Source organism: Thiomicrorhabdus marina, from assembly GCF_017571465.1.
In the GTDB taxonomy this organism is placed as follows: domain Bacteria; phylum Pseudomonadota; class Gammaproteobacteria; order Thiomicrospirales; family Thiomicrospiraceae; genus Thiomicrorhabdus; species Thiomicrorhabdus marina.
Genome location: NZ_JAGETV010000010.1, coordinates 1 through 25,696 on the forward strand (window position 1 = coordinate 1; position 25,696 = coordinate 25,696).

The window sequence follows — 25,696 nt, forward strand, 5'->3', positions numbered from 1 at the left end:
ACCCTTTTTTTCACTTTTTTCGCAAAAATAACAAAAAAATTCAAAAACAGTGCCAACCCGTCCTTTATACCCACAAACTCACACCTTATCCACAGGGTTTTCCACAAAATTAGCCTAAACCTATTCTTTGTGAATGCTTACTGGGCTTATAAAACATTCTTTATCTATCGATTATTTTGTTCTAAGTGACAGTTTTTGCTTATTTCACTATATTTACTACAGTTTCTAGGAGTGCCGTCATGCAACAACAAATCAATCGTCGCCAGTTTATCTCTTATAGTCTTGCTGCAAGTATGGGGTTATTACCTTTAACTAAATTGCAGGCTGCGCAATCTTCAACCTACAAAGTCGGTACTGTTCTTGATCCATTGTTCTTTAAACATACCCGCAATGGTCATACTGAAAGCGCACAACGTTTAATAGCAATTGATAAAGAACTCACCAGACGGGATTACTGGTCTTATCTGACACCGGTTAAAACCCGCATGGCGACTAAAGAGGAACTGTTAAGCACACATCAATCCGGTTATGTCTTCGAGATTAAAACATTGGCCGAAGAAGGGAATGAGATTTTCTATAGCGCTTACAGCAACGACACCTATATCAATAAACACAGTTATGATGCTGCGCGAATGGCTGCCGGCAGTAATATCGAACTGAACTTAGCCGTATTTGATCGTAAAGTTGATCGCGGCTTTGCTCTGCTTAGACCGCCAGGACACCATGCTCGTGCAGATCAAGCAATGGGCTTCTGTATTTTTAATAGCGATGTCATCGCTGCTAAGGCACTACAAAAATATCGTGGCGTAGAACGTGTCGCAATTATCGATTTTGATGTGCATCACGGTAACGGTACTCAAGACCTAACCATTAAAGACCCCTCAATAATGGCAATCTCAATTCACCAACACCCTTTCTGGCCGATGACTGGCTTCAGCAGCTTTACCGGCATTGGCGAGGGTGAAGGCTGGAATATGAACTGCCCATTTAAGAAAGGTGCCGGCAATAAAACCTATCTAGATGTCTACGAACAGGTGATTCAACCGAAACTGGAAGCTTTTAAACCGCAGCACATTATTGTCTTCGCTGGTTATGACGGTCATTGGCAAGATCCATTGGCAGGACATCAACTGTCGGTAGCCGGTTATAACCAATTGGTTCAAAAATGTATCAGCAGTGCCGAACAACTATGTGGTGGACGAATTAGCTTCTCGCTGGGAGGCGGTTATAACTTGGAGCCGCTGGCACAGAGTGTCGCCGGCACATTACATACTATGCTCGGATTAAAAGAAACGTTTACCGATGAAATCGGCGAAAGCGAAGAGTTTGAAAGTGATTTTTCCGGCGAAATTGCGGAATTGCGAAAGCTACATCTCACTAAGGTATAGAAGACTCACTCTTCTATAGAATATTCACACCCCATAGCATTAAGCTGTGCCTGTAATTCGGCGATATTTTCTTCTGGAAGTTGCAGGAGCATAGTGACTTGTTGTGCATAATCAACCGCATCCACAATGCCCTCACCCTGCTGGCACAGATAACGTACCTGCTGTTCCTGAGCAAAATCACATAATACGCTGATAATTTGCATCGGAATTTGCTGCTCAGTAGGCAGCACCTCCATTACCGCCTGTGCTGCTTGGCCGTAAGCACGGGTAAGGCCACCGGCTCCCAGTTTAATGCCACCGAAATAACGCACCACCACAATCATAATGTCACCAATGCCTTTGTGCTGAAGCACATTCAATATTGGTTTACCGGCAGTGCCAGAAGGCTCACCGTCGTCGCCCATACCCGCGTTAGCAGCACATTGCGGGTTACCCAGTAGATACGCCCAACAGTGATGACGCGCATCTGGGTATTGCGCTTTTAGTTCATCTAACCACTTCATCCCCTGTTCACGGCTATCGATGCCATGCGCATAGGCGATAAAACGGCTTTTCTTGATTTCAATTTCTGCAACGGCTTGCTCTGCCGGAACCGGGTAAGACATCTGCTAGGCGACCTTCTCAACGTTGACCTTAAACCAAAGCGCATAGAGTGCCGGTAAAAACAGCAAAGTCAAGAGCGTGCCGACGCCAATCCCGCCAATCAACACATACGCCATCGGCCCCCAGAAGGTCGAGGTAGTTAGCGGGATAAACGCTAACATTGCCGCAATCGCAGTCAATAGTACCGGGCGCGCTCGACGAATGGTGGCATCAACCAACGCCGTGTAATCATTCATACCTTGACGTTTATTATCATCAATCTGCCCTGTCAGAATCAGTGTATTACGCATTAGAATTCCGGCTAGACCAATTAAGCCAAGGTTGGCAACAAAACCAAACGGCTGCTGGAATAAAACCAATGCAGCCACTGCGCCAATCAAGCCAAGCGGTGCTGTAAAAAGCACCATGAACATACTGCTGAAGCTACGCACAAAAATCATTAATAGAAAGGTAATTGCCAACAACATCAGCGGCATCATCGCTTGAATCGAACCTTCTGCAATCGCAGACTCTTCAACCGAACCGCCAACATCAATACGATAACCATGCGGTAAATCGGCTTTAAGCGGCTCCATGAGATCTAGAATTTTTTGGGTCGCTACCGGTGGCTGCATTCCCGGCACAACTTCGCTGTTAACGGCCAAGAATAATTCTCGATTACGACGATCCAGAAGCATATCTTCATATTGCGGCTGTACCCCTGCCAAATGGCTAAGCGGTACTGTCGCTGATGGAGTGCGAATCATAATATTGTCAAGATTACCGAGATCCATTCGCGATTCAGCATCAGCTCGGAGCATTACTTCAACAGTACGATTTGCCTGCCGTACTTGTCCGGCAATCGCCCCCTGCAACTGTGCATCGAGTTGACTCATAACCTGTTGTTGCGTCATACCTAACTGCAATAGACGATCCGCATCAAATTGCAGACGCATTACTAAGGAGCGCTGCCCCCACTGAAGATGCGGGTCAATAGTAAAATCTTGTTTAGCCATCAGCAAGCGAAGCTGCTCGGCAATGTTTCGCAACTGTTCTGGGTCAGGACCAACCACACGGAAAGTTACCGGCCAAGGTACCGGCGGGCCAAATAACAATGGATGGACACGCACGCGTGCTTCCGGGAACAGTCCTTGATAAATCTGCTGTTGCAACTGAGCCTGCAGTGCATCACGCTCTTCTTTGCCATGTGTCACCACAATGATTTTAGCAAACGCCGGATTTGGCAATTCTGGGTTTAATGCCAAGAAGAAGCGGGGCGCACCTTGCCCAACATAGGTCGATAACGATTTAACCTGAGGATAATCCTTAATCAGATTCTCAACCCGCTTGGCAACTGCATCGGTAGCTTGCATAGCAGTCCCTTCCGGCATGGCAATGTCAATCATCAGCTCAGGACGGTCGGAACTTGGGAAAAACTGCTTCTCTACCACATTTTTCATGCCCATCGCCGCTAACACAAAAATCAACACTGTCAGCAAGACCACACTTTTCTTAAAACGTACGCAACTCTTCACAAGGGAGCGTAAGCTAAGATAAAAACGGCTGTTATACATTTCCTGATGCGGATGACTGACTTTCGGTAACAACTTCACCCCTAAATAGGGCGTGAAATACACCGCCACTAGCCAAGAAGCGATCAGTGTCATACCCAGAACCCAGAAAATACCACCAGCGTAATCGCCAACCCGCGACTGTGCCAAGCCAATCGGCAAGAAACCGACCACCGTTACTAGGGTTCCGATAAGCATTGGGGCAGCGGTAACACTCCACGCATAGGCAGCAGATTTAGCTTTTTCCATACCTTCTGCCATTTTGACCAACATCATTTCAATAGCAATAATCGCATCATCAACAAGCAGGCCAAGTGAAATAATCAAAGCGCCCAAACTAATACGGTCAAAATTCAAATCATTTAAATACATAAATACAAATGTCATTGCCAAAGTCAGCGGCACCGCCAAAGCGACAATCAAACCGGCACGCAAACCCAGTGCCAAGAGACTTACTAACAAGACCACGCCTAAGGCACTGACAAATTTCAGCTGAAAGGTACTGACTGCGCCGTGAATCGCGTCGGCTTGGTTGGTCACCTTGTCCAAAACCACTCCGGCCGGTAGTTGATGCACATAGTCTTTTTCAAACTCGATTAAACGTTTTTCCAATTCAAGACCGTCAACACCAGCGGCCATTACTACACCAACTAATAACGCTTGTTCGCCCTTATCACGAACAATATAGTCAGCCGGTTGCTGATAACCTTGTTGTACTTTGGCAATTTCACTAAGAGCAATCGTGTGTTCGCCAACACGAATCGGCAAGACCGCAATCTGTTGAGCGCTCATTGAACGACTGCTGTCGGGCGTGCGCAAGTAGACTCTTGGGCCGGAAGATTCAATAAAGCCACCGGATGTTTTTTGTAGATGGGCGCTGATCTGTTGCTGCAAGTCGCTTAAATCAAGCGCCATATTAGCAAGCTTCTTGGTATCAAAATCAATGTAAATTTTGGAAGGTTGTTCGCCTATTAAACTGACCTTTTTCACACCGGCCACGCGTTTCAAAGCTACCGACATGGTTTCCGCAACCTGTACCAAATCACGGTGCGGCCAATCCGGTGCAGTCAAACTATAGAGAGTAAAATAGACATCTTCGAAATCATCGTTAAAAAACGGCCCTTGCACGCCTTGCGGCAAACGAGAAGCTAAATCTCCGAGGCGTTTACGAACTTGATAATACAAATCTTGCGACATACCGCTCGGCGTACCTTGGGCGAACAGCACCAATAAATCAGTGCGTCCTGGGCGAGATTTGGTCTCAACTCGGTCAAAAAATGCAATCTGTTCCAACTCTTTTTCCATCGGATCAGCAACTTGCTCTTGCATCTCTTGTGCCGTAGCCCCCGGCCAAGTCGCCGAAACCACCATAGTATTCAGCTCAAAGCTAGGATCTTCAGCGCGACCCATTTGCATAAATGCGTAGATACCAGCCAAGGCCACCACAATAATAAAGTATAGAGTAACGCTCTGTTGTCGCACAGCAAGCGCGGAAAGGTTCCATTTCTGAGAAGACACTATGGCATCTCCTCTAAAGATTGCCCTTCATTTAATAGATGCACGCCAAGTGCAATAACCTTGGCATGTGCCGGAAAATCGCCTTTAACCCATGCGCTCTCGTCGCCAAGACGAATAATTTGCACCGCTTGACGTTTGGCTTTACCGTCAACCAATAACCACACAGACGGATAATCACCTTGTTCATAAAGCGCACTTAGCGGCACTTCAACTCCTTGATTCGGTGCCGAAAATTGCAGCGTAGCGGTTTGCCCTAATGAAATTTGATTCAAAATATCGGCATCTGCTAGCTGATAATAGGCATTCCAAGTGCGGCTAACTGCATCGGATTGCGGTTCGGTTGTGCGTAGCGTCACTGAATAAGATTGCTGCTGCACAATCGCCTGTGCTTGCTTTGGTAATTGCCCGATACGATTTTCCGGTACAGCGACACGAATTTCACGCTGACCATCGACAATTAACTGCAAAAGAGCTTGGCCTGCACCAACAACTTGACCGTCTTGAACCATTTTCTGACTAATGACGCCGGAATTCGGCGCTTTCAGAGTCGTGTAGTCAAGCTGATTCTCGGCCTGTTTCAACTGCTGCTGGTTAGCATTTTGCTGAGCCTGTAAAGCTTTCAATTGGTTTTCTAGCTGTTGCTTAGCTTGTTCGGAAGCCAATTTTCGTTGTTGCAAAGCCTCAATACGTTTCAAGTCTGCCTTAGTTTGCGCAATCTCTGCTGCGGTTGCCTTAATTGCTGCTTGTGCCGATTTTACCGCCAATACGAAGTCGGAATCGTCGACACTTAGCAAGGCTTGATCGACTAAGACACTATCACCCAAATCAACTTGCAAGTTTTTAATTTTGCCGCCGACTTGCAATGCTAACGGCGTTTCAATTCTTGCTTGTAAAACCCCATTAAGGTGCCAGTTATAGCTAGACGGGCTATCATTAATCAACACTGTTTTAACTTTCAACAGGGGTACCTCAGCAACTTGTTGATCCTGCTGGCAACCACTTACAAAAACCAAAACGCCAGCTAATGCCAGCGCTATAGAAAGACGATTGTTTTTTTCTTTGGCTTTAGTCGTCTGCATGTACTGATTTTCTCGAAAGTAATTCCACATTTGCCCGTCCATTTATAATATCTACCACTAACACATGATCACCTTCTTTAAGGCTTATTTCATCCGTTTCAATTGGCCAGCCTCTACCCTTGTAGATAACGCACAGCTCACCGTCTGCTTTGCTAATTATGCCGGTACCGCCTTCTTGGTGTTCATCCGCCACACGAATGTGCATCCGCTGTTTATGCCCCAAACGATGTAGCATACCCCAGAATAACAGGAGGCCGATCATTTGGAACAAACCGTCCTGAATAGCAAAAACGACACCTAAAGCACCAGTCAACACCAAACTTAAACCGAGCGTTTTTAACCAGTGCTTCATGGTTAAAATTTCCAGCACCAATAATACCGCACCGAAAGCAATCAAAAACCAGTGATTTATTGATGATAATACCAAGTCCACAAGTCACCTCCAGATACGTAAACCCATCAACGCCGTTCAGCCGTGTAAATAGCTTACTGTGAAATTTCTGATTAATAAGTGACGATGCGCTCACTAACAGACAATCTCACCGTTATTTGATACACATCAACCACTTAATTCTAACGTCAATTCAAGAATCGTTTAACGTATTAGAAAAACATTAATATCGCGATTTGTCTTCATACCAATCTATATAGCGCTAATCGCTCTAGGAAGGTCTTATGCAAACTCAATCCCTGAAGTTCAAAATCATTTCTGTGTCAGTCGCAATTACGGCTTTAGTGGTCACTCTACTCGGTGCGACCATGTACTTTACCGAGATAAAGCCATTGCAAGGCGAGGTTTCCAAAAACCTGCAAAACGAAATGCTGACCTTTATCGATGGTCAAATGGATTTAAAAGTGCAAGGCGCAATTATCGGCTCAGCCATGTTAACGCTGGATGACAAAGTCAAAGATGCGGTGCGCAGAGGCAATACCGACGAAATTTATCCACTTCTAAAAACCATGAAAGCCGATTACGCTGCGAAAACCAACTTCCGCGGCGTATTTACCGAAATCATTGATGCCCAAGGACAGTCGCTATTACGAAGCTGGAAACTTGATCAAAAAGGCGGCAACCGCTTGAACGACCCACTTATCAAAAGCGTTTTCGACAGTAAAAAAGCGCAAGGCTCTCTCATTTTTGGAGAACGCGGCGTTTCGATCGTTTCTGCGACGCCAATTATGGATGGTAAAACCTTCCTTGGTGCGGCGACGGTGGTGATGGGCGTTGGCTCAATCTCGCGAGACTTCGCTGACCAATACCAAGCGGTCGACGGCAAATGGATTATGCTGGTCGACAAAGAGTATGTCGCGCAAAAACTCGGTTCAACCAAAGCGGTTGATAGCCTAAAACCCATTACTGATCGCTATGTCATCGCCAATAATAAATGGTTTGCCGACGATGTCGTCGCCCAAACCAAAGCGCTTTTCCATGAAGTCAATGGTGATCACAGCGAAGTCTATTTAAAGCAAGGCAAAGTCGTCGTCGATTTACCCGCCTATGACGAAACCGGCATTGTCTTTGGTCGTCAGATTTTCATTCAAGACGAAAGTGTCTATAGCGCACCTTTACAGCACGCGATGAATAATGCTTGGATGACGCTGATTATGGTGGCTTTAGGGATTTTGATTCTGGCGACCATTATTATCGGACTTATCATTCGTTTGGTTATCAACCCGCTACAAGAACTCAATAAAACCATCACCGAAGTCGATCAAAGCGGTAATTTTGCGCTGCGCTCAAAAATTACGAGCGATGACGAAGTCGGCGAAACCGCTAAAGCCATCAACCGACATCTTGATAAAGTAAACCAAGCAATTAAACAGGCAAATTCTGTGGTCGGCGCTCTAGCTAAGGGACAGCTTGAACAGCGCATCGAAGGCAATTTTACCGGCAGTTTGATGACCTTGAAACAAGGTATTAACGTCAGTATTGATAATGTGCAAACGATGATGAATGGTTTGCAAAAAACTCTACAAAACCTGAATGACGGCAACTTCTCAGAGCAGAGCAGTAATGTGAAGGCTGAGGGCGCTTTCGGAGAGATGATGCAACAAAGCCAGCAGGCAATGCAAAATCTATCGCAGATTATCTCTGAAATCAACCAAGTGATGAATAAAGTGTCACATGGCGACTTCCAAAACCGAGTGCATATTAACGCTACCGGCGAACTCAACGATCTGAAACAGGAAATTAATCAAACGGTTGAAGTACTCGCCAAAGTCATTGACGAAATTACCGGTGTTATGCAAGCCCAAAGCAACGGAGACCTAACGCGTAGTATCACCGTTGCCTGCGACGGTGAACTGGCGCAATTAAAAGAGGCGATTAACAATAATGCCAAGCACCTCAACCAAACCATCAATCAAGTCATCAGCGCTTCCAATACGGTTTCACATGTCGCTAGCGAAGTCTCCAGAGGATCAATGAGCTTAAGCGATAGCGTTCAACAACAGGCCGCATCAATGGAAGAGACTTCGGCGACCATGACCGAAATGAACAGTGCAATTGAGGCCAATGCCAACAATGCTGTTAATGTCGATAAACTGGAACATGAATTGCAGAAAAACTCGGTTAATGCCGGTCAAGTCATGAAGCAAACGATCAATGCAATGGGTGAAATCCAGGAGTCCAGCAAACGCATTGAGGAAATTGTTACCCTTATTGACAGCATCGCTTTCCAAACTAACCTGTTAGCTTTAAATGCAGCGGTGGAAGCAGCACGCGCCGGGGAACACGGCCGCGGCTTTGCCGTGGTGGCCGGTGAGGTCCGTGCCCTAGCTCAGAAGTCTGCCGATGCAGCACGCGAAATCAATCAATTAATTGGCGATAGTATCAGCGTCATTAATCGTGGTACTGAGTTAGCCAGCGAATCGGAAGCCGTTCTAACCCAAATGAATACGTCTATTGATAATGTCACACAAATGATCGGCGATATTGCCAACTCTTCTTCCGAACAATCACGCGGTGTTAATGAAGTCAATCAGGCGCTGCATCTAATTGATGAAGTGACGCAAAACAATGCGGCACTGGTCGAAGAAACTTCCGCTGCTGCCCAGAGTATGCAAGACCAAGCTGATGAGCTGGAAAAACAGATGCAGTTCTTTAAAACTAAATCTTAGCGGTTTTTGGAAAGCCTAAACAGCAACCCTTCTAACTTGAGTTAGCTTGTTGCACACTACGCACATTCTGGTAAATACGGAAAACCCCGGTCGACACATAACCAATTGATTTAGGGTGTTTTAACACCCTTTTAATCATTTGATATTCATTATCGATTACTATCGGAGCTTGAAAGGCACCGTTGAAAATCTTGCGGTTCCAGATACGTTGCAACCAGCTTTCATTAAGTTGCATAACTTGCCTAGCGACTCCTTTGGTCGCTTCGTGATTATTCGGCAATACATATAATTGGATTGGCGTACCGTCCGGCCAGTACTTTTGACGAAGACTAATCACATCAACCATATTTAATCCTAGTGAAGGCTCTTTGCTAGTTAAAGCAACTAAATGCTTTCCATCCAAATTAGCAATCATTGTGACCTCATCTTGCAGATCAACACTAATACTTCCGTTAGCACTAAGCGGAACAGGCTGAACTAAAGCAAAATACAACAAGAGTTTTACTAAAACTATCCGGCCTCTCATAACACCCTCCTCTGTTCAATAAGCAGTCAAAGACTATTAATTTTGGTTTTATGTAAATTTTTTTCACTTGTATACATAGATTACCAGAACAAAGTAAGTATTAATACTTAAATAAGTGTTTTTTAAATTTTTGATAACGGATAAGAAAACAGAAAAGCAAAAAACCCAGCTTTCGATAAGCTGGGCTGAAGGGAATTAAAAATGGAACTAGCTGGAAGAATCCGCACTGGTGGAAATATCACCATTCACCCCATTTGGGAAGAAGCCGCCGGAACTGACGGAATTAGGGTTGAGGTAAACAATATTCAATACCTGCCCCGGAGAACGGCTGTATGCCAAACCATTACTGTCCAAAGGCACAATGTTTGATGAAGTGTAATCCATATCATTTAGTCTCACCGTTGTATTTGAAATACCTTGGTCAAGATCAGTGCTACCATCCAAACTATCGCGCGCATCAGAAATTGCATCTGCTTCGGCATTAAAACCAGCGGACACTAAAATACTGCGAATCAAACCTGCATGATAGGCTTCGGCGGCCAGCAGACCAGCCGCCGCTTCTAAAAAGGTTTTATCTTGAACAAATGGCGAAGCACCTTTATAAGCCGTCACCCCAACATCTTCAAAAATATAAGCAGCTAGTAAGAAGTTATTTTCATTCTCAAATGGATCAAAAGTTTCGCCATCGCCTATTACACCCGCTGCCTGAGCCGCAGCGGTAAAGCTATCGACAAAATCAATATCTGGACGTGCCACTGCACCCGTACCGAGCGCGGCACGTAAAAAATCGACGTGATCACGTTCATCACCGGCAATCTCGGCAGCATAATTGGCAATTGCAGGGGTCACAAACGATACTTGCGATCCACCAGTAACCGTACCTTGTGTACCGAGACCGGTAATTTGTGTACTATCCAAACCTGAACCTGTGACGGCTCGAAGATAAAATTCCGCTTCAAGATACTCTAGATTTAGAGCAAAGTTTAAAACTTGGTCGTCAGTCGGACCGGTTGCCGCAATGGCATTACTGGTACTATTACAACCACCCAACATCGCTGTACCAAAGAAACCGGCTCCAGCGGCAGTTAATCCGCGTAAAAAATTACGGCGGTTCGCTTGATAGCGGCTGAATTTATGATGTAAATCTTGTTCGAGATCGGTGCCTTTCGGTAGCCCGTATTTATTAAGTTCTTGCTGACTCATGTCATACTCCTAATTACCGCGATGTTCGCGATGAGAGAATAAGTTAGGCAACAGGAAGCCGATGCATTCAATTCGGTAAGTCGAATGCATGATTATTCCCGTTGAAGTTAGCAAGCTTGCATGTATAGAAACGCGCCCTATACAAAATTAGATGCAAAGTTTTGCAATCTATTCGATAAAGGCATGACAGCGCTAGGATAAAAAGCAGAAAGAATTTTGAATTTACGCCAAACTAGGGAACAATCCCTTCAATCCATTGGCAATAAACTCAATAGCGATGGCCGCTAGCAACAACCCCATAATTCGGGTAATGATATTGATACCGAGTTGGTCGATGTGTTTTGAAATCCACGGCGTTAAACGCAGAATAGCCCAAATTATCACGGCCAAAGCCAAAATAGAAACCGCAAGATAACCATAATGCACAGCGCTTTCGTGACGATGCGCTTCGATAATCACAGCGGAAATGGCACCCGGTCCTGCCAAAAGCGGCATTGCTAGCGGAACAACGGCAATCGAATCATTTTGCTCGGGATCATATTCTTCATCTTTGGTTTTGGTTGGCTTCTCACCTTTGGCATGCATCATCGAAATCGCCATCAGCAAAATCAGAATTCCACCACCGACACGGAACGAATTAATAGAGATACCGAAAAAATTAAGAATCGCCTCACCAAAAAGTAGGCTGATCAACAGAATTGCTGCCACTGAAATGACCGTGATGTGAGCAATTTTATAACGCTCTTGCGGTTTCATCTCCGCGGTCATTGCTAAAAAAATAGGAATCGCGCCTATTGGGTTGACCACAGCAATCAGCCCAATCAAAAATTTAGTATATTCGGTAAATTCCATTTTAAGACCCTAACGCCACTGGAGGTTTTATCTTAAGCAATTAGGGAAGCGCAGAACAAGTCAATGGGGACTTATTCTGCGCTTCCTTAGACTACTTTCCGATACAGAAAGAACTGAAAATTCTGATTAGCTTTTCGTCAATCAATATCTAAAAATGAACAGATAAACTTAAATTAGAGTAAAGTGCCGGAGCATTTTCATGTGCACTCTGAACAGGATTTGCATAAACAGTGAAATCAGCCTGCCAGCTATCCCAGTGCCAACCTACACCAAATGTTGGCACAAACGGAAAGGGGAGCTCTAGATCTTTTGTCTGCTGTGATGTCAATTTGAGTGGCACTACGGCACCAAGCCTAAAAGTCGTCATTTCAGAATATTGATACTCTCCACCAAATCTCGCGATCTGAAAATCTAAAGAATCTTTTCCATACTCTCCATTTATCGCCTCATAATCCCCAGTAAGCAATAATTTATCAGACAAATTGAATGCAACACCAAAGAGAGCTTTTATAGGAAATGACAACTTATAATGTTCCGTTGTGGTCCCTAAATCATCTGTCGTTGTAATTTCTGTTTTTAGGGAGCTATTAAGGTCTGTCAAAGATATGCCTATTCGTAAATCTTGCCTTGGCTTTAATAAAAGACTCACGCCAAGGCTGGTTGCTTTCGCATCCCCAGATGAGATTGAATAGCCGTTTGATGTCGCCGTTGTTCCACAAAAGTTTGTTTTGCAATCAATATAATCAAAGCTAAAACCAACAGACCAGAATTGACTATCCTTGGGCTGAGCACTAAATGCGAGTCTATAAACTTTTGTTTTACTTTCTAAATTTCCTGCAAACGTACCATCTAAACCTGGCAACAAGTAACGCAAAAAAATACTCTCAAAATCACTTTCGGCAAAAGAACCTGATGCACTCGCATGTATTCTCGGAAAAAAAGCAAAGCCAACAGTGGTTCTAAAACCTAAGAATTGGTCTACTGGTAATGCCGCTGTAACTCCGAAATAACTTATATTCCTTAGCTTTGCATTCAATTGCCTATCAACAGCTAGATCTTTTCCAACACCCATAGCAGCAGGATTGTAATACACTGTGTAGGCGTCCTTGGTCGATGCGACTCCAGAGCCTCCCATGCCAATTTGTCTTGCACCAACTCCAGCACCAGTATCTGCACCTTCGGCAAGGAAACTCCTAGCTTGTACACCGGACGAAGACCATAAACTAGCCAACAAAATGGACACAACTATGGAATTGTGTACCACATGACTAGAACAACGGCCTCCCTCTACACAGGCAACCATGTTCAATCCTTCATAAATAAATCAAACTTGTAGGAGAGCCCCAGAGCCATAACATTTGCCTTAAAGTTACCGTTAGGAGCCTCCATTCGACCAGCGCCGACGGTCAAGCTAAGATGATCGTTCAATTCATAACCAAGATTGGCATTAGTTTGCCAAACAAAACCACCGCCAACATCGACACCGCCACCGCCGGCCGCGCCAACTAACACTTCAGCTTCCGCATATAGAGAGCCTATAAGCTCGGCGTGTAAACCTGCACCAACTAAACCAGCCATGTAAGCACCGGCTTCTCCATCGTAGGCGGCAATGCCTTGGCCGCTAAGATATAGATTATCGTAAGGAAAATAATCAATTTGTACGCCGAGATTATCGATATTCAAATCGGCGTGATGGGCGCGCCAAGCTGGATCAGCCTTCATATATTGCTGATGAGCTAAGCGAAAACGGAAATGATTATTGTGATAACCAGTTAGTGAACCCATAGGGACTTTCGAACCGGAAACCCTAGGCGTCCCAAACTGATAGCCTAACTTAGCCACCAAACTCGTGGCTTCAAAACTCGCTTGTGGGGCCTGCACATAACCTGCCCCCACCTCAGCGAATAGTTGGCCGCCTAAACGTTGTTGTAACGAAATTTGCGAATCAAGTAACAAACCGCCACCAGTATCCATAGCACCGCCCCCTGCCACACCTGCTGAGGCAGACAATTTCAGAGCGGTACCAGGAGTTAAGCTATACCGGTAACCACCACCCAGAAAAATCTGCATATAACCCTGACTACGGCCTCCCATCGCCCCTTCCGATTCAACTTTCACAAAATAATTATCGTTAAGGTAGTTACTCCATTCCGCACCAATTAAATCAACCGTTGGGTGTTGTGGCAGCCCTGAATCAGTGGTCACACCAGACGGGATTTTGTAACGACGCATAACGACAGAAAATTCTTGAATTGAGGCCTTAGCAGACTTACCGGTATAACCGGAGAAGCTATCACCTCTCCAGCCAGAACTGTGTAGGGTAGTAAACGGATAGCTATAAGTTAAATAAGGCTGAGTACTATCAATGTGACCGTTTGGAAAGTTGACATTACTAATGCCTACGCCCAACTTTCCCCAACCATCCAAATGGTAATTTGCACCAGCGTGCGCTCGCAACATAAGTCCACCGCCAGAGAGGGTATAACCGCCACGGCCACCACCCGCGCCCACAAAATAACCCATATTGAAACTCAATTTATCGGTTAAAGACAATTCCGAATCTACAGCTGCCCCCAAGGTAATAAAGCCACCTCTTTCACCAGTCAAAGCACCATAGGCTGCCGGACCAACGGAGAGCCAAGGCGTTAATTCATACAAAAATTGCCCCCCAAGAAACCCCATTTTTTCATTATCCGGTAGAGTTACGGTTTCAAAAGATAGCTTAAAAGCGGCATCGGTGGTTGGTAAGCTAAGTGGCTGTTCTATATTTCCTGCGAAAACCGCTGAACTCGCGGTAATAAGAGAGGACAGCCCAATGGTAAGTCTCAGTTTTTGTAACATTTTGGTGAATCCGGTAATGAACTAATATAACGAGTAAAACCGATTATCATTGATAAGTCTAGGAACCCTATCAAGTAACCGTAAATTATTTACCTATACAGAATGAACTGAAAATTCTGCCGAGTAGATCGTCCGAGGTAAAGCGCCCGGTAATTTCCGACAGCGCGTCTTGCGCCATGCGTAAATCTTCGGCCAAGAGCTCACCGGCGGCAAACAGTTCTAACTGTTGTTGACCATTGAGAGTGTAATCGAGTGCCAATTGCAATGCATCCAAATGTCGTTTGCGCGCCATAAACACGCCTTCTTCGGTCTGTGCATAGCCCATTTCGGTTTTTAGATGTTCGCGCAGCAATTCCAAACCGACTTTATGTTTTGCCGATAACCAAATCACCGAGCGCCCAGTGGCTTGTTCCACTTCAATCATCGGCTGGTGATTAATTAAGTCGATTTTATTACGTACCAGCGTTACCGGAATTGAATCCGGTAATTTATCGAGAATCACTTGGTCTTCTGGGTGAATCGCTTCACCGGCTTGCAGCATTACCAGTACTCGGTCAGCATTATCAATCGCTGCCCAAGCACGCTCGATACCGATTTGCTCGACTTGGTCGGTCGCTTCGCGTACACCGGCGGTATCAAGAATATGCAGCGGCATGCCGTCGATATTGATTTCTTCTTTGACAATGTCACGCGTAGTACCGGCAATATCAGTGACAATAGCAATCTCTTTACCCGATAGTGCGTTTAATAGCGAAGATTTTCCGGCATTCGGGCGACCGAGAATCACCACAGACATCCCTTCGCGCAGTAAAACACCCTGCTGCGCCGAAGCAAAGACCTGATGCAAGCGGTCGAGAATATGTTGCAACTGCCCTGCGACTTTTCCGTCCGATAAGAAATCGATTTCTTCTTCCGGAAAATCAATCGCCGCTTCGACATACAAACGCAGTTGAATTAACTCTTCGACCAGCGTATTTACCTCGCGCGAGAAATCCCCTTGCAAAGAGCGCAGTGCGGATTTTGCCGCCTGCGCGGAGGAGGCTTCAATTAAGTCGGCAATCGCTTCCGCCTGCGCCAAATCGAGTTTGTCGTTCATAAAGGCTTGTTTGGAAAATTCGCCCGGTTCAGCCAAACGCGCGCCCAATTGCACAACACGCTCCAACAACCATTGCAACACGACAGGTCCGCCATGACCTTGTAACTCTAAAACGTCTTCGCCGGTAAAGGAATTCGGATTTGGAAAATACAGCGCAATACCGCGATCCAGCACTTCACCCTCGGCACCATAAAAGGGCCCGTAATGTGCGTAACGTGGTTTTGGTAATTTTCCTAAAATCGCTTCAGCAATCTCTCCAGCTTTATCGCCCGAAACACGCACGATGCCAACCCCGCCACGCCCGGGTGCGGTCGCCACAGCAGCAATGGTTTCTATATTTTCAAATTCCATAAGCGACTCTCAAAAAGTAATGTCTGCAATTGTAGTCAAAAAACAGTGTCGATAAAAAGCAAAACGCCCACCGAGTCGAAACTGGGCGGGCGTTTTTTTCGAAAAAGCGCGCTGCTTAGCTTGCCAATACTTTATAAGTTTTGGTTTCTAAGTCAGTAATGAAGTCTTTCTCTTGATACAGCGCGATGGTTTTATCCAGCTTCTTTTTCGAAGTAAAGCTTTGCTCTTCAGCTTCGCCATTCACTTTAAAAGACAGCACGTAAAGGTCGCGTGTATTCACATCAGCGGCCTCCGCTGGAGCGGTTGCAACCGGTGCTGCACCTTGTTCTAGCGGGATATAACCGTCAGCGGTTTTGTAGCACAGAGGTGAAGTACCATCTGCAACCAAAAACTCAACTTTGCCATACATAGGGTGGTCAGTACCCAGTTTTTGATAAGTAATTTGCATTGTTAAAATCCTTTATTTCTTATCTTCGCCAGCTTCGATCTTCTTAGTAATGTAGTACTGCTGACCGACCGATAGAATGTTGTTCACTAGCCAGTATAGTACGAGACCTGCTGGGAACCATAGGAAGAAGAAAGTGAAAATAAACGGTAGTAGTTTGAACACTTTCTGCTGCATCTCATCCATCATCGCCGACGGGTTAAGCTGCTGCTGAATATACATGGTCACACCCATTAGCACCGGCAGGATGAAATAAGGGTCCATCGCCGACAAGTCTTGAATCCATAGCATAAACGGCGCTTGACGCATCTCGACCGAGTACAACAATACCCAGTACAGCGCGATAAAGACCGGCATCTGAATCAGAATTGGTAAACAACCGCCCAACGGGTTAATCTTCTCTTCTTTATACAGCTTCATCATCTTCTGCTGGAAGATAACCTTATCGTCACCATAGTTCTCTTTAAGCTGTTGTAGCTTAGGTTGGAACTTACGTAGACGTGCCATAGAACGGTAAGAGGTTTCCGATAGCTTGTAGAACACCAGTTTGATTAAGATGGTCAGCAAGATAATCGCCACACCCCAGTTACCCACTAGGTTATGAATCTGTTTTAGCAACCAGAAAATCGGCTCAGCCAAGAAAGTCAATACACCATAGTCGATAGTCAACTCTAGACCTGGAGCAATATCCGCAAGAACGTCCTGTAGCTCAGGCCCGATATAAAGTTGCGAGCTTAGCTGACCAGAAGCACCGGCCGGAACCGTTACTAGCGGTTCAACCACGCCCACCGCGAAGTTACCGCCTTCCAGAGGCTTAGCGTAATAGTTGTTTTGTACATTTTGCGCCGGCACGATAGCGGTCAGGAAGTACTGCTGAATCATCGCAGCCCAACCACCGGTTACCGCTTTACCGCTCACCGCTTGCGTAGTCAGGTCATCAAATGAGTGCTTAACATACTGTTCTTCCGCATTACCGTCATACAGAACTGGACCAGTATAGGTGTACATCATCCAGTTATCTTCCGGGTTGTAACGGTTTCGCACTAACTGCGAGTACATACTACCCGACCAGTTTTCCGCCGCGTTATTGTCTACCTTGTAGACAACATCAATCAGGTGACTGCCTTTAGTGAACTTATAAGTCTTAGTTACCTTGATACCGTCTTTTTCCCAAGTCATTGGTACTTCAAGGGTATCACCGCTCATCACATAGTTCGTTTGCGTGGTTTGCCAGACGTCTTTGTGCGTCGGTGCAGGCAGAGCAGCACTTTTTTGTACCGCAAGACCGTTTTGCGCCATATAAATTAATGGGCCTTTGTCGCTCATTAACTGGAATGGTTGGCTATGATCTTCTGTCGCCCCGTAACCAAGCAACTTAGCGTCACGGATATCACCACCCTGGGTATCGATAACCAAGTCAAGCAGGTCAGTGGTTACAGTAATGCGCTGTGCAGAACCAATAGTTTCGGCAATGACCGGTACCGCTTCATTACCGACTGTGCCAATATTAGCGCCAGGCACCGCTGAAGCACTGCTACCGACACTTGGTACTGCTGTATTATTGCTTGCGACCGGCACTTCTTGTGCAGCGCTGCTTTGCAAAGTTTGCTGCTCTTTCTGCGCAGTAAACTGCATCCATTCGAGCCAAATCCAGGTTAGCGTAAAGGCTAAAGCTAACCACCAAAAAGATCTCATATTCATGTATAACCCTTTATCACACTGATTTTGCGGGGCGGTTTTTTAAATTACTTTTCTTGATCTTACGAACTAAGTGCATAAAGCTGTCATGCAGAACTTGGTTCTCGATCTGCTCCATGCCCTTTCGTCCCAAGACGACAATATCATAACCAGATAAGTCTTTTTTATGTGAACGAAATGCCTCACGCGCAATTCTTTTTACCCGATTACGCCAAACCGCGCGTGCCAACTGCTTTTTAGCAATCGCCAAACCTAAGCGTGGATAGGATTTATCATTAGGGCGGACAATCATGGTCCAATTACGGTTACCAAAGCGTTCCGCTTTAGCAAAGACATACGAATAATCTTTCGGTGTCAGTAACCGAAGCGATTTATCAAAAGAGTTATCTGAAATAGATGGGGAGACGGGAGAAGTTTGGTGAGCTGAGCGCTGTTCTTGGGTCAGCTCACCTGAGGTCGATTCTGCGTGTACCATTCGACAGCACACCCAGAATTAAGGCGTTAAGCGCTTACGTCCTTTCGCACGACGAGCAGCTAGAACTTTACGACCGTTTTTTGTCGCCATACGGGCACGGAAACCGTGAGTACGAGCGCGCTTGATTACGCTTGGTTGAAATGTACGTTTCATCTCTTAAGTCCTTAATATTGACTTTCCAGAATCGGAAAAAACCGGAATTATAAAGAGTTACACTTCAGAAAACAATTCTTTTTTCAATAATTTAGCGCTTTATTAATAGACAACGCTAATTCAACCTATGATTACTGAAGCCATTGAATTTGCAAAGAAAATTTATATTGTGGTCAAGCTACCCGTAAACCACAATATAAGCGATTACTGAATTTAAAATTTAACGTTCTCCAAAAGCGGTTTAAGTATAAAAACACCAACCCGTTTCATTTTCTACGTGGCCGCTCTTTATTTAAATAACTAAGTAAAAAATCGTATTATTCAGAATTTAATTATTTCATTTTATAAAAAATTCTTGACGGATATTAAGCAATATTAGACTGTATTTTATGCAACAACCACTACATCTATACGTTACTTAAAAATTTAATAAATCTATGAATTACAATAATTTATAACCTATTTAGGGTAAATTCTAATTACCCAATATAAACCACTCCCTTTCAGAAGAATTCAGCTACGCCCCAAAAAATTTAAATACCCAAATTCATCGCTAAATGTTGACCAAACAGCATCAGTCGCTAACAATAACGCCTGCTAGCGACAAGATGGCGGTTGCCAAGCAACAATAAAAACAATTTAGATAAACGGAATCGAGTAATCGATGACGTTGCTAAAGATCTTTACAAAAAGCATGTTAAAAGTACTGAGCGCTAACTAAGGAAACACAGGAATAAGTCCCCATTGACTTCAGCGAGGAGTTTGGACTTGTTTTGCGTTTCCCTAAGCTTAGTTGTGCAGGACTTAGGTGTTGCACATTAAATATAAAACCGAAGGCCAGTTTTTAATGGCCTTACCCTAAAACTTCGTTTCCTGAAGCATTAGGATTTTAGTTGAGTTGTTATGTTAAGCGGGTTTTAACCCGCTTTTTTTCTTTTAGCCGCTCGGTCACCTTCGCGAAAGTTATTCCTCATTACCGTAAACAAGCCTTCATGTTTTCCACCGTTAGCTCCTCTATAATAAATGCTTGATTACCCCCTTCCACTTCAAACTGAGTAAACGCTATGCCGGAACAGTTCCTCCTAGAAATTTCCATCTATTTAGTTACCGGGGCATTTGTCGGTTTTGCTGCAGGTTTGTTAGGTATTGGCGGTGGATTGATTATCGTTCCAGTATTAACGACCGTCTTTGTTTACTTTCTTGATTCGAGCGATATCGTGCATATAGCCATCGGTACCTCACTGGCGACCATCTTAATTACTTCGCTTTCCTCTGTAAGAGCCCATCATCAACACGATGCGGTGCGCTGGGATGCCTTCAAATTACTGACCCTTGGCGTACTTGCCGGCGCTTTTATCGGCGGTTGGATTTCACAATATTTCGCCTCCGCAACCTTATCGAAAATTTTTGGGGTCTTGGAATTATTGATTGCCATTAATATGTTACTGTCCATCAAACCAAACCCCTCGCGTCAGCTACCGGGCCTTGCCGGCAACACTGTAGCTGGCTTGATTATCGGTAAACTGTCTTCTTTAGTTGGCATTGGTGGCGGAACTCTGACCACCCCTTACCTAGTCTGGAACAATATTTCCATGCACCAGGCGATTGCTACCTCGACCGCGGTCAGCTTACCGGTTGCCTTGGCCGGAACGATTGGTTATATCCTTGCAGGTATGCAGGCACATGATTTACCGGCATACACCACAGGCTATATTTATTGGCCGGCTTTCTTCGGCATTATTCTGGCTAGTATTTTCACCGCACCGATTGGCGCACGCTTGGCGCATAAGCTGCCAGTTAAGCTTTTAAAGCGTGGTTTTGGCATTTTTTTACTGTTGCTCGCAGCAAAAATGCTGTTTTTTTAGCAGAGAGTTATCAACCGATAAAACTCTTTAAAAAACAACTCATTAAAAATTTAAATAACAAAGTTATCCACACCCCTTGTACACAACTTATCCACAAAAATACCGCTTGAGTTAACTTTACTCACAGGTATACTGTTTCCAAAAAAACAGAATGGTTGAACCCATCTGAATTCTGTCAAAAATTTCTATTTTTAATTTCTTGTCTGTTCTGCTGAACAAAATTCGGCATGGATAGCTTTTTGGTAAGGAAACTCACTTTGTCTTCACTTTGGGCACAGAGTCTTAAAATTCTCGAAGATGATCTAAACGATCAGCAGTTCCATACATGGATTTTGCCGTTACGCGCGATTGAAGATCAAGACACAATCCGTCTTATCGCGCCTTCTACTTTTATCTTGGACTGGGTAAACAAACGCCTGATGGAAAATGTCCGTCAAGCGGTAGCACGTGTGGCACCGATTAATACGCCGGAAGTATTGATTGAAATGGGCGATTACGCCATGAATGACGTCGAGGAAGATTCCCAACCGACCATTCCACAACCTTTGAAAGAGAAAAGTAAGCCTACGCCGCAAAAACCTAAGACTGGCGCATCGGGCATTCAGCACAACCTAAATACCAATTTCACTTTCGATACCTTTGTACAAGGTAAAGCTAACCAACTAGCCGCTGCAGCTGCACGTCAAGTCGCAGAAAACCCAGGCGGTAGCTACAACCCGTTCTTTATTTACGGCGGTGTTGGCTTGGGTAAAACACACTTAATGCACGCCATTGGTAATCAGCTTTTGGCTGACAATCCACAAGCACGCGTCGTTTACCTGCACTCGGAACGTTTTGTACAAGATATGGTAAACGCGCTACGTCACAACAAGATTGATGAATTTAAGCGCTTTTACCGTTCTTTAGATGCGCTTTTAATCGATGATATTCAATTTTTTGCTAATAAAGAGCAGTCGCAAGAAGAGTTTTTCCATACCTTTAATACACTACTGGAAGGCAATAAGCAGGTTATCTTGACTTCCGACCGCTTCCCGAAAGAAGTGGAAGGTCTAGAAGACCGTCTGAAATCGCGTTTTGGTTGGGGTTTAACGATTGCCGTTGAACCACCTGAGTTTGAAATGCGTGTCGCCATCTTGCTGAAAAAGGCGTCTGAATACAACATTACTCTGAGCGAAGAAGTGGCATTTTTTATCGCCAAACGTCTACGTGGGAATGTTCGTGATTTGGAAGGCGCGCTAAAACGTGTTGATGCATATGCGCAGTTCAGCAATAGCCGCGGCATTACTGTCGAAACAGTAAAAGAAGCGCTAAAAGATTTGCTGGCTCTGCAACAGAAGATGGTTACACTAGATAACATCCAGAAAACGGTGGCTGACTACTACAAGATTCGCGTTGCCGACCTGCATTCCAAACGTCGTTCGCGTAATGTTGCCCGCCCACGCCAAATGGCAATGGCGATTGCAAAAGAATTGACCAATCACAGCTTGCCGGAAATCGGCGATGCATTTGGTGGTCGCGACCATACAACGGTATTGCATGCGGTTCGCAAGGTTAAAGAACTGCGTGAAACCGAGCACCAACTTGACGACGACTACAACAGTTTAATTCGAATTATTACCAATTAATTTTTGCGATAAGCATTCAAAGGCATTGGCATGAAAATCACCATTACCCGTGAAAATCTTTTAAAAGTTCTACAAACGGTTGGCAGCGTTGTTGAAAAACGACACACCATGCCGATTTTGAGTAACCTGCTGTTTGTGGTCAACAACAATATGCTGACAGTGACTGCATCGGATTCGGAAATCGAAACCCGTGCACAAACCGAGTTAGAATCTTGCGATTTAGAGCATTTCAGCATTACATTACCAGCGTTGAAATTAATCAATATCGTACGTTCTCTTCCAGACGGATTAACCGTGGTAATGGATTTTGAAGAAACTCGCTGCGCACTTTCAGCTGGTCGTTCGCGCTTCAAGCTGTCAACGCTTCCGGCGGAAAACTTCCCTATTATCGACTTGACGCAAAGCGATCTAAGCTTCTCGCTATCGCAGAACCAGCTAAAACAACTTATCAGCCACTCAAGCTTCGCGATGGCGAGCCAAGACGTACGTTTCTACCTAAATGGTATGTTGTTCGACATCAGCAACCAAACTTTGCGAGTGGTTGCCACCGATGGACATCGCCTCTCAACTTGCTCAACCGAGTTAGCAATTCAAGGATTACCGGCAACGCAAGCGATTCTACCGCGTAAAGGGGTAATGGAATTGTCTAAGCTGATTACTGATGAAGACAATTTGGTACAGATTTCATTGGCGAAAAATTACCTAACTGTTGAACTGGATTCAACCGTCTTCACTTGTAAATTGGTAGATGGACGTTTCCCGGACTACCGCCGAGTTATTCCACAAAACAACGACCAAGTAGTACAGACTGACCGTGAAATGCTACGTAGCCTGCTACAACGTGCATCGATTCTATCAAATGATAAATTCAAAGGTATTCGCTTAAACTTGAGCCAAAACCTATTGGCGGTTAGCGCATCCAACAGCGAACAAGATGAATCACACGAAGACATGGCTATCGACTATAGCGGTGCAGAGATGGAAATCGGCTTTAACGTTAACTATATTCTTGACGTCTTAAGCTCGATCCAAGACGACTGCGTAACGCTCCTATTTAAAGACGCCAACAGCAGCTGTTTGGTATCTGCAAATAACAATAACTGCTCTTGCCAGCACGTTATTATGCCAATGCGTCTATAGAGGCCACCACCACTAACGACCTAAAAAGGAGTGCTTGCTTTAATTTAAAAGGCAAGCACTCCTTTTTGTTTTAATAAATGAGAATGATTTGCACTCAAGTCTATTTTCTATATAGAATAGATTCTTCGCTCATACTACAACTTATGGTGGTCAATATATGACTAATCCACAACTCGTTAGAATTGCGACAATCGCATCAGTAAGCGTTGCCATAACGCTTCTGGTTATTAAATTCTATGCTTGGCTACAAACTGACTCGGTCAGTATTCTTGCCTCTACGCTAGACTCAGCATTCGATATTATTGCCAGCTTAATGATTATGATGGCCGTCTATATCGCGCAAATCCCTGCAGACAAAGAACACCGCTTCGGACACGGCAAAGCCGAACCGCTAGCCGCTCTGGCACAAAGCGTTTTTATTGCCGGTTCGGCAGTGTACTTAATGGTCTATTCCCTAGAACGTATTTGGACACAAGCTGAAGTTGAGAAGGTCAATATCGGCTTAGCGGTAATGATACTGTCGCTAGTATTGACCACCGGATTAGTGATCTTCCAAAAATACGTGGTACGTAAAACCGAATCAACGGCCATTGCCGCCGACGCCTTGCACTATCTCTCCGATGTTTTAGCGACGCTACTGATTATTGTCAGCCTATTTTTTGTCTCTTTAAACTGGATAGATCCTCTGCTGGCAATCTTGATTGCTGTCTGGATTCTACACAGCGCATACCAAATCGCTAAAGATTCACTTAATCAACTATTGGATCGTGAACTCAGTGATGAAATGCGTGCTGAAATCAGTGAAATCATCCTGTCCACACCGCAAGTACTCGGCTTTAACGATCTTCGTAGCTATCAATCCGGTCCAAACCGTTTTGTACAGCTCGACTTGGAGCTTGACGATAAACTTACCCTGCTAGCGGCACACGATATTGCCGAACAGGTCACTAGCCGACTAAAAACACGTTTTGAAAACTTGGATGTCATTGTTCATCAAGAACCGGCCAGCCTAAGACATGACCACAGTCATCACACCTGGGGCAAAGAATACAACGAATGACGCAACTGAACCGATTACAGCTGCAAGCTTTCCGAAATGCCGAGAACCTTAGTTGCCGACTCAGCTCTGGGATGAATCTATTTATCGGCGATAATGCCGCCGGAAAAACTTCCTTGATTGAGGCCATCTGGCTGTTAGCAACCGGCCGCTCTTTTCGCAGTCGACAAATCACTCATTTAATTCAGCATCAACATACCGAAACAGTGATTTTTGCTGAATTGCAGAGCCATCTAGAACCTCAGCAAACCTATCGTATCGGCATGCAGCGTTCTGTTCAGAAAATGACTTTACGATTGAATGGCGAAAACGTTCGTGCGCAAAGTGAAATTGCTCAGCAATTACCGGTGCAACTACTTACACCGGAAAGCCACCGACTATTGGAAGAAGGCCCAAAAGCGCGCCGCCAGTTTATCGATTGGGGCTGTTTTTATCAGTTTCCGGAATTCATCAGCCTATGGCGTCAACATAAACGCCTATTAAAGCAGCGTAATCATGCCTTAAAAAAGCGTTTACCGGCAATGCAAATTCAACTCTGGGATGCACAATTGGTCGAGACGAGTCTGCAAATCGACCAGCTTCGCCGTCAGTATCTGGAATTTTTAATGCCATTTATCGAGCAATACTGTCAAGCGTTGATGCCGGAACTAGAACAAGCGATTAATAGCTCCTATCGAGCCGGTTGGCCTAAATCGGCGGAAAGTTTACAGCAGCTAATGCACGACAATCTCCATAACGACATACAGAAAGGCCATACTCAATACGGCGCACATCGCGCTGATGTACGCTTTAAATTCGGTACTTTTGAAGCTTTACAAGCGTTATCTCGCGGCCAACAAAAACTGTTTGTCTGTGCCTTGATGTTGGCGCAAGCGCAGTTGCATCAACAGGTCACCAACGAGCCGTCAATCATGCTGATTGATGACCTACCGGCAGAACTGGATCACTTTCATCGAGACAAGCTGATGCAGCTACTTAGTGATCTGAAAATTCAGCATATTGTCACCAGCACTGCGCAGGACTTAATTCCGATTACCAACCCGAAAAATGCGCAAGCGTGGCAGATTGAAAACGGCGTATTAAAGCCGTTACAAATCTAGCAATAACTGGC

21 protein-coding genes are annotated in these 25,696 nt (G+C 44.8%); 7 read left to right on the forward strand and 14 right to left on the reverse strand.

Annotation, left to right across the window (positions count from 1 at the left end):
* The first annotated feature begins 239 nt into the window (after nucleotides 1-239).
* Nucleotides 240-1,388 (forward strand): histone deacetylase family protein, encoded by a 1,149-nt coding sequence (locus J3998_RS07045; protein WP_208149242.1) that lies wholly within the window; start codon nucleotides 240-242, stop codon nucleotides 1,386-1,388.
* Between the two features lie 5 nt (nucleotides 1,389-1,393).
* Here J3998_RS07045 and J3998_RS07050 read toward each other — a convergent pair whose 3' ends face one another.
* The 4 genes from J3998_RS07050 to J3998_RS07065 are packed head-to-tail and all read right to left on the reverse strand — an operon-like array spanning nucleotide 1,394 to nucleotide 6,571.
* Entirely contained in the window at nucleotides 1,394-1,993 is a 600-nt protein-coding gene (locus J3998_RS07050; RefSeq protein WP_208149244.1) for a YigZ family protein, read from the reverse strand.
* 3 nt (nucleotides 1,994-1,996) lie between these two features.
* Nucleotides 1,997-5,059: an efflux RND transporter permease subunit gene (locus J3998_RS07055; RefSeq protein WP_208149246.1), complete on the reverse strand. Its 3,063-nt coding sequence runs from the start codon at nucleotides 5,057-5,059 to the stop codon at nucleotides 1,997-1,999.
* Complete coding sequence (locus tag J3998_RS07060) at nucleotides 5,059-6,168, reverse strand: efflux RND transporter periplasmic adaptor subunit (RefSeq protein ID WP_208149248.1); 1,110 nt, start codon at nucleotides 6,166-6,168, stop codon at nucleotides 5,059-5,061. The genes J3998_RS07055 and J3998_RS07060 overlap by 1 nt, the downstream gene beginning before the upstream one ends.
* Nucleotides 6,125-6,571 (reverse strand): NfeD family protein, encoded by a 447-nt coding sequence (locus tag J3998_RS07065; RefSeq protein ID WP_208149250.1) that lies wholly within the window; start codon nucleotides 6,569-6,571, stop codon nucleotides 6,125-6,127. The genes J3998_RS07060 and J3998_RS07065 overlap by 44 nt, the downstream gene beginning before the upstream one ends.
* Nucleotides 6,572-6,813: 242 nt before the next feature.
* On the opposite strand from J3998_RS07065, the gene J3998_RS07070 reads away from it, so the two are divergent.
* Entirely contained in the window at nucleotides 6,814-9,258 is a 2,445-nt protein-coding gene (locus J3998_RS07070; protein WP_208149252.1) for a methyl-accepting chemotaxis protein, read from the forward strand.
* A gap of 31 nt (nucleotides 9,259-9,289) precedes the next feature.
* Here J3998_RS07070 and J3998_RS07075 read toward each other — a convergent pair whose 3' ends face one another.
* From J3998_RS07075 to rpmH, 10 genes are all read right to left on the reverse strand, one after another.
* Nucleotides 9,290-9,784 (reverse strand): hypothetical protein, encoded by a 495-nt coding sequence (locus tag J3998_RS07075; protein ID WP_208149254.1) that lies wholly within the window; start codon nucleotides 9,782-9,784, stop codon nucleotides 9,290-9,292.
* Between the two features lie 207 nt (nucleotides 9,785-9,991).
* On the reverse strand, nucleotides 9,992-10,987 hold the full coding sequence (locus tag J3998_RS07080) for a ferritin-like domain-containing protein (RefSeq protein ID WP_208149256.1): 996 nt from the start codon (nucleotides 10,985-10,987) through the stop codon (nucleotides 9,992-9,994).
* A gap of 222 nt (nucleotides 10,988-11,209) precedes the next feature.
* Nucleotides 11,210-11,839 carry a YchE family NAAT transporter gene (locus J3998_RS07085; protein WP_208149258.1) on the reverse strand — a complete coding sequence of 210 codons (630 nt, stop codon included), beginning with the start codon at nucleotides 11,837-11,839 and terminating at the stop codon, nucleotides 11,210-11,212.
* A 148-nt stretch (nucleotides 11,840-11,987) separates the two neighbouring features.
* Nucleotides 11,988-13,142: a PorV/PorQ family protein gene (locus tag J3998_RS07090; RefSeq protein ID WP_208149260.1), complete on the reverse strand. Its 1,155-nt coding sequence runs from the start codon at nucleotides 13,140-13,142 to the stop codon at nucleotides 11,988-11,990.
* 2 nt (nucleotides 13,143-13,144) lie between these two features.
* Nucleotides 13,145-14,680: a hypothetical protein gene (locus J3998_RS07095; protein ID WP_208149262.1), complete on the reverse strand. Its 1,536-nt coding sequence runs from the start codon at nucleotides 14,678-14,680 to the stop codon at nucleotides 13,145-13,147.
* Between the two features lie 85 nt (nucleotides 14,681-14,765).
* A complete protein-coding gene (mnmE, locus tag J3998_RS07100; protein WP_208149264.1) occupies nucleotides 14,766-16,127 on the reverse strand; it encodes a tRNA uridine-5-carboxymethylaminomethyl(34) synthesis GTPase MnmE in 1,362 nt (453 codons plus the stop codon).
* 115 nt (nucleotides 16,128-16,242) lie between these two features.
* Nucleotides 16,243-16,575 (reverse strand): hypothetical protein, encoded by a 333-nt coding sequence (locus J3998_RS07105; protein WP_208149266.1) that lies wholly within the window; start codon nucleotides 16,573-16,575, stop codon nucleotides 16,243-16,245.
* A gap of 12 nt (nucleotides 16,576-16,587) precedes the next feature.
* Nucleotides 16,588-18,273, reverse strand: coding sequence for a membrane protein insertase YidC (yidC, locus tag J3998_RS07110; protein WP_208149268.1), 1,686 nt, complete (start codon nucleotides 18,271-18,273; stop codon nucleotides 16,588-16,590).
* 13 nt (nucleotides 18,274-18,286) lie between these two features.
* The gene (rnpA, locus tag J3998_RS07115) at nucleotides 18,287-18,745 is read right to left on the reverse strand and encodes a ribonuclease P protein component (RefSeq protein WP_208149270.1); all 459 of its coding nucleotides are present in this window, start codon (nucleotides 18,743-18,745) and stop codon (nucleotides 18,287-18,289) included.
* Between the two features lie 18 nt (nucleotides 18,746-18,763).
* Complete coding sequence (rpmH, locus tag J3998_RS07120; protein WP_208149282.1) at nucleotides 18,764-18,898, reverse strand: 50S ribosomal protein L34; 135 nt, start codon at nucleotides 18,896-18,898, stop codon at nucleotides 18,764-18,766.
* Nucleotides 18,899-19,962: 1,064 nt separating this feature from the next.
* Between rpmH and J3998_RS07125 the strand changes: the two genes are divergently transcribed.
* The 5 genes from J3998_RS07125 (at nucleotide 19,963) to recF (ending at nucleotide 25,685) form a co-directional block, all read left to right on the forward strand.
* Nucleotides 19,963-20,763, forward strand: a complete 801-nt coding sequence (locus tag J3998_RS07125) for a sulfite exporter TauE/SafE family protein (RefSeq protein ID WP_208149283.1) — start codon at nucleotides 19,963-19,965, stop codon at nucleotides 20,761-20,763.
* A gap of 227 nt (nucleotides 20,764-20,990) precedes the next feature.
* Complete coding sequence (gene dnaA, locus J3998_RS07130) at nucleotides 20,991-22,388, forward strand: chromosomal replication initiator protein DnaA (protein ID WP_208149285.1); 1,398 nt, start codon at nucleotides 20,991-20,993, stop codon at nucleotides 22,386-22,388.
* A 30-nt stretch (nucleotides 22,389-22,418) separates the two neighbouring features.
* Entirely contained in the window at nucleotides 22,419-23,528 is a 1,110-nt protein-coding gene (dnaN, locus tag J3998_RS07135; RefSeq protein WP_208149287.1) for a DNA polymerase III subunit beta, read from the forward strand.
* A gap of 157 nt (nucleotides 23,529-23,685) precedes the next feature.
* On the forward strand, nucleotides 23,686-24,588 hold the full coding sequence (locus J3998_RS07140) for a cation diffusion facilitator family transporter (RefSeq protein ID WP_208149288.1): 903 nt from the start codon (nucleotides 23,686-23,688) through the stop codon (nucleotides 24,586-24,588).
* On the forward strand, nucleotides 24,585-25,685 hold the full coding sequence (gene recF, locus J3998_RS07145; RefSeq protein ID WP_208149290.1) for a DNA replication/repair protein RecF: 1,101 nt from the start codon (nucleotides 24,585-24,587) through the stop codon (nucleotides 25,683-25,685). Before J3998_RS07140 ends, recF begins: the two co-directional genes overlap by 4 nt.
* Nucleotides 25,686-25,696: the final 11 nt, after the last annotated feature.